The following is a 3,833-nucleotide window of genomic DNA, read 5'->3' as shown; positions in this document are numbered from 1 at the left end:
GCTTAATATTTTTGATACAATGCCTTTCTTTCCTGAAATGCCCAGGTGGCGGAATTGGTAGACGCACTAGTTTCAGGTACTAGCGAGTAACTTCGTGGGGGTTCGAGTCCCTTCCTGGGCACCAATATAAATGAATTCCGGTTCATTTTTATGAAAGAAACCGGATGTTTTAAATAAAAAGCCGCTGCAATAGTTTTTAACTTTGCAGCGGCTTTTTTGTTTGCTGAAAACATTTTGAGCCGAACGGTCAAAATGGCTGTGCGACCAAATCATGCCCTTGCGCCGCGACGATGCGCGCCTTGGTAAATTCCCCCACGCGCAGCGTCTTGCTGATTTTCTCTGGCGGCAATAATTTCACCACACCATCAATTTCAGGGGCATCGGCGTAAGAGCGGCCAACACCGCCTTTTTTACCCAGGCCAGGTGCCGAGTCCACCAATATCTGCATGGTGGCACCGACACGCTTTTGTAGCTTGGCCGCAGACACGGCTTCAGCCACCGCCATGAAGCGGGCACGTCGCTCTTCGCGCACTTCTTGCGGCAACATGCCACCAATGTCATTCGCAGCAGCGCCGTCCACCGGGCTGTAGGCAAAACAACCCGCCCGATCAATCTGCGCTTCACGCACAAAATCAAGCAGGTGTTCAAACTCTGCCTCGGTCTCACCGGGGAAACCGGCGATAAAGGTGCTGCGCACCACGATGTCGGGGCATACCTCGCGCCAACGCAGCAATCTTTCCATGTTTTTCTCACCATTGGCCGGGCGTTTCATGCGCTTGAGCACGTCGGGATGGCTGTGCTGGAACGGAACGTCCAGATAGGGCAGGATCAGTCCGGAGGCCATCAGCGGCAGGATGTCGTCCACGCTGGGATAAGGGTAGACATAGTGCAGCCGAACCCAGGCGCCGTGGCTTTGCGCCATCTCGCCCAGGGCCTGCGCCAATTCAAACAAGCGCGTCTTGACGGGTTTGCCATTCCAGAAGCCAGTGCGGTATTTGACGTCCACGCCATAAGCCGAGGTGTCCTGGCTGATCACCAGTAGTTCTTTCACGCCGCCCTCAAACAGGGCTTGCGCTTCCTTGAGCACGTCGCCAATCGGACGCGACACCAGGTCACCCCGCATCGACGGAATGATGCAAAACGTGCAGCGGTGGTTACAGCCTTCGCTGATCTTGAGATAAGCGTAGTGCCGGGGCGTGAGCTTGATGCCGGCCACACCGAAGGCGTTGGGCACCAGATCAACAAAAGGATCGTGCGGCTTGGGCAGGTTGGCATGGACAGCGTCCATCACCTCCTGGGTGGCATGTGGGCCGGTCACTGCCAGCACACTGGGGTGCATTTGCCGCACCAGGTTACCACCGCCCTCGCCGGCCTTGGCGCCCAGGCAACCGGTCACGATCACCTTGCCGTTTTCTGCCAGCGCCTCGCCAATGGTGTCCAGGCTTTCCTTGACCGCATCGTCAATGAAGCCGCAGGTGTTGACAATCACCAGGTCTGCACCCTCGAATGTTTTGGAGGTCTCATAGCCTTCGGCACTGAGCTGCGTCAGGATCAACTCGGAGTCGGTCAGCGCCTTGGGGCACCCTAGGCTGACAAAGCCTACTTTGGGTGCCGCGCCAGTATTTGAGATGGAAGCATTCATGAATGGGGACTAACTTGTTATTTGGGAAGATTGTTGATGCCAAAGGCACCCAACATCTGACCGGCCTGCTTTTGCATTTGCTCCTGCATTTGCGCCAGCCAGGACTTGGATTGCTCCAGGCTGCCACCCAACATGGCTTGCATGACCGGTGGCTGCATGGCCGTGTATTTTTTCCACATTTCTGGCGTGAAACCCTTGGTTTGCTCGGCAAAACGGGTTTGGGTGTCGATCAGGGTCTGGATGTTTTTTTCCAGATAGCCACCCAAAAAGCCTTGCATGGTGTGACCATAAAAACGGATCAGGCTCTCCAGCACCGGCGCTGTGAACATGGGGGAACCACTGGTCTCGGCTTCCAGAATGATCTGCAAAAGAATGCTGCGCGTCAGGTTGACACCGGTCTTGGCATCCAGCACCTCGAAGGGTTCACTTTTCATCACCAGGTCTTTTACCTCGGACAGGGTGATGTAGCTGGATGTGGTGGTGTCGTAGAGGCGCCGGTTGGGGTACTTCTTGATGACGCGGTGCGCTGCTGGCGTCTCGGGGGTTTTGTTTTCCATGTCGGGTCAATCGTAAGCAGTCAAGCTCGTATTTTCCAGGGCAATGCCCCATTTGGCCAGCGCCGCATCATCACTGACACGGGCATCCACCCAGCGCGCGCCAGTGGGCGTTTGTTCTTTTTTCCAGAAAGGTGCCTGAGTTTTAAGGTAATCCATTAAAAACTCACAAGCTTGAAAGCTCTCGCCCCGGTGCGCCGAAGACACTGCCACCAGCACGATTTGATCGAGCGGTGCGAGCAGGCCCACACGGTGAATGACGCGAGCGCCAAAGATGTCAAAGCGCTGCTGTGCGGCGTCGATCATAGCCTCGATCGACTTTTCGGTCATACCCGGATAATGCTCCAGTTCCATGCTGGCGATACTCCCGGACTCACCCGCCGTGCGGTCACGCACGGTGCCGATAAAACTGCAAACGGCACCGACACGCGGATCCCGAGCACGCAAGGCCGCCACCTCGGCGCTGAGGTCAAAGTCGCCTGTCTGAATGCTGACGCGAGGGCTGTTGAGTGCTGGCATGAACTTCAGCCTCCGGTCACCGGCGGAAAAAACGCCACCTCGGCGCCCTCCCCCAGCTCGGCAGACTCTTGACACATCACCTGGTTGAGCGCCAGGCGCACCGCCTTGCCACGCGCCAGGCTGTCAGCGTGCGCACCGCCCAAGGCAATGAGTTCGTCGCGCAATGCGCCCAGCGTGATGACCTGGGTGTCGCGCTGCTCGCTCGCAAGACCAATCGCTTCGCGAATGGAGGCGAAGTATTTCACCGTGACCTTCATGCCAACAACTCCGAAAAAGGAATGAAACGTACCACATCACCGGGAGCGATGGTAGCGCCGGGCGGGTTGTCGACCAAACCATCGCCCCAGACCGCCGAGGTCAGGACCCCCGAACTCTGGTTGGCAAACAGATCCAGGCCATCCGTCGGGTTGCGTTTGACGCGCAGGAACTCACGGCGCTTGTCGGCTCTGGGCCAGCTGAAATCAGCGCGAACGGCGACCGATCGTGGCGCCAGTTGGGTGGCCCCTTGCAGCTTCAGCAAAAACGGGCGCACCAGCAGCAAAAAGGTCACAAAGCCAGACACCGGGTTGCCCGGCAGGCCGATAAAGTGGGCATCGGCGACGCGGCCATAGGCAAATGGCTTGCCCGGTTTGATGGCGATTTGCCACAAGTCCAGTTGACCGAGACTTGCCACGGCAGGTTTGATATGGTCTTCTTCCCCCACTGAAACACCGCCACTGGTCAGGATCACATCGTGATGCTCAGCCGCTTGGCGCAATGCGGCGATGGTGGCATCACGCTGGTCGGGCACGATGCCCAGATCACTCACCTCACAGCCCAGGCGCTTCAGCAGGGCCTTGAGGAAAAACCGGTTTGAGTTGTAGATGGCACCTGGTGGCATCTCCTGTGGCGCCACCGCTCCCGGCATCACCAGTTCGTCACCGGTTGAAAACAGCGCCACCCGGGGACGACGCGCCACGGCCAGGGCATCCATGCCGATGCTGGCCGCCAGACCCAGTTCAGCCGGCGTCAAACGTGCACCTTTTGCCAGCACCACCGCACCGCGTGTGACATCTTCCCCGGCACGGCGTATCCACTGGCCCGGTTTGGGCTGCACCTTGATGCGAACGGCACCATCG

Annotated in this window: 5 protein-coding genes and 1 tRNA gene; 1 reads left to right on the top strand and 5 read right to left on the bottom strand. The window is 58.0% G+C overall.

The window, feature by feature from the left end; translation table 11 throughout:
• Nucleotides 1–39 precede the first annotated feature (39 nt).
• Nucleotides 40–124, top strand: a tRNA-Leu gene (locus tag NDI87_RS16980).
• Nucleotides 125–247: 123 nt separating this feature from the next.
• On the opposite strand, the gene rimO is transcribed toward NDI87_RS16980, so the two are convergent.
• The 5 genes from rimO to NDI87_RS16955 form a co-directional block, all read right to left on the bottom strand.
• On the bottom strand, nucleotides 248–1,642 hold the full coding sequence (rimO, locus tag NDI87_RS16975; protein ID WP_296276763.1) for a 30S ribosomal protein S12 methylthiotransferase RimO: 1,395 nt from the start codon (nucleotides 1,640–1,642) through the stop codon (nucleotides 248–250).
• Between the two features lie 17 nt (nucleotides 1,643–1,659).
• A complete protein-coding gene (phaR, locus tag NDI87_RS16970; protein WP_296276761.1) occupies nucleotides 1,660–2,199 on the bottom strand; it encodes a polyhydroxyalkanoate synthesis repressor PhaR in 540 nt (179 codons plus the stop codon).
• A 6-nt stretch (nucleotides 2,200–2,205) separates the two neighbouring features.
• Entirely contained in the window at nucleotides 2,206–2,715 is a 510-nt protein-coding gene (locus NDI87_RS16965) for a molybdenum cofactor biosynthesis protein MoaE (protein WP_296276759.1), read from the bottom strand.
• Between the two features lie 5 nt (nucleotides 2,716–2,720).
• Complete coding sequence (locus NDI87_RS16960) at nucleotides 2,721–2,972, bottom strand: MoaD/ThiS family protein (protein ID WP_296276758.1); 252 nt, start codon at nucleotides 2,970–2,972, stop codon at nucleotides 2,721–2,723.
• The coding region (locus NDI87_RS16955; protein ID WP_296276757.1) for a molybdopterin molybdotransferase MoeA at nucleotides 2,969–3,833 on the bottom strand (865 nt) is incomplete at its 5' end. The genes NDI87_RS16960 and NDI87_RS16955, both read right to left, overlap by 4 nt.

This window comes from Rhodoferax sp. (assembly GCF_023701345.1).
Classification (GTDB): Bacteria; Pseudomonadota; Gammaproteobacteria; order Burkholderiales; family Burkholderiaceae_C; genus Rhodoferax.
The sequence above is the reverse complement of the archived record's forward strand: the minus strand, read 5'-3'. Positions and strand labels throughout refer to the sequence as shown.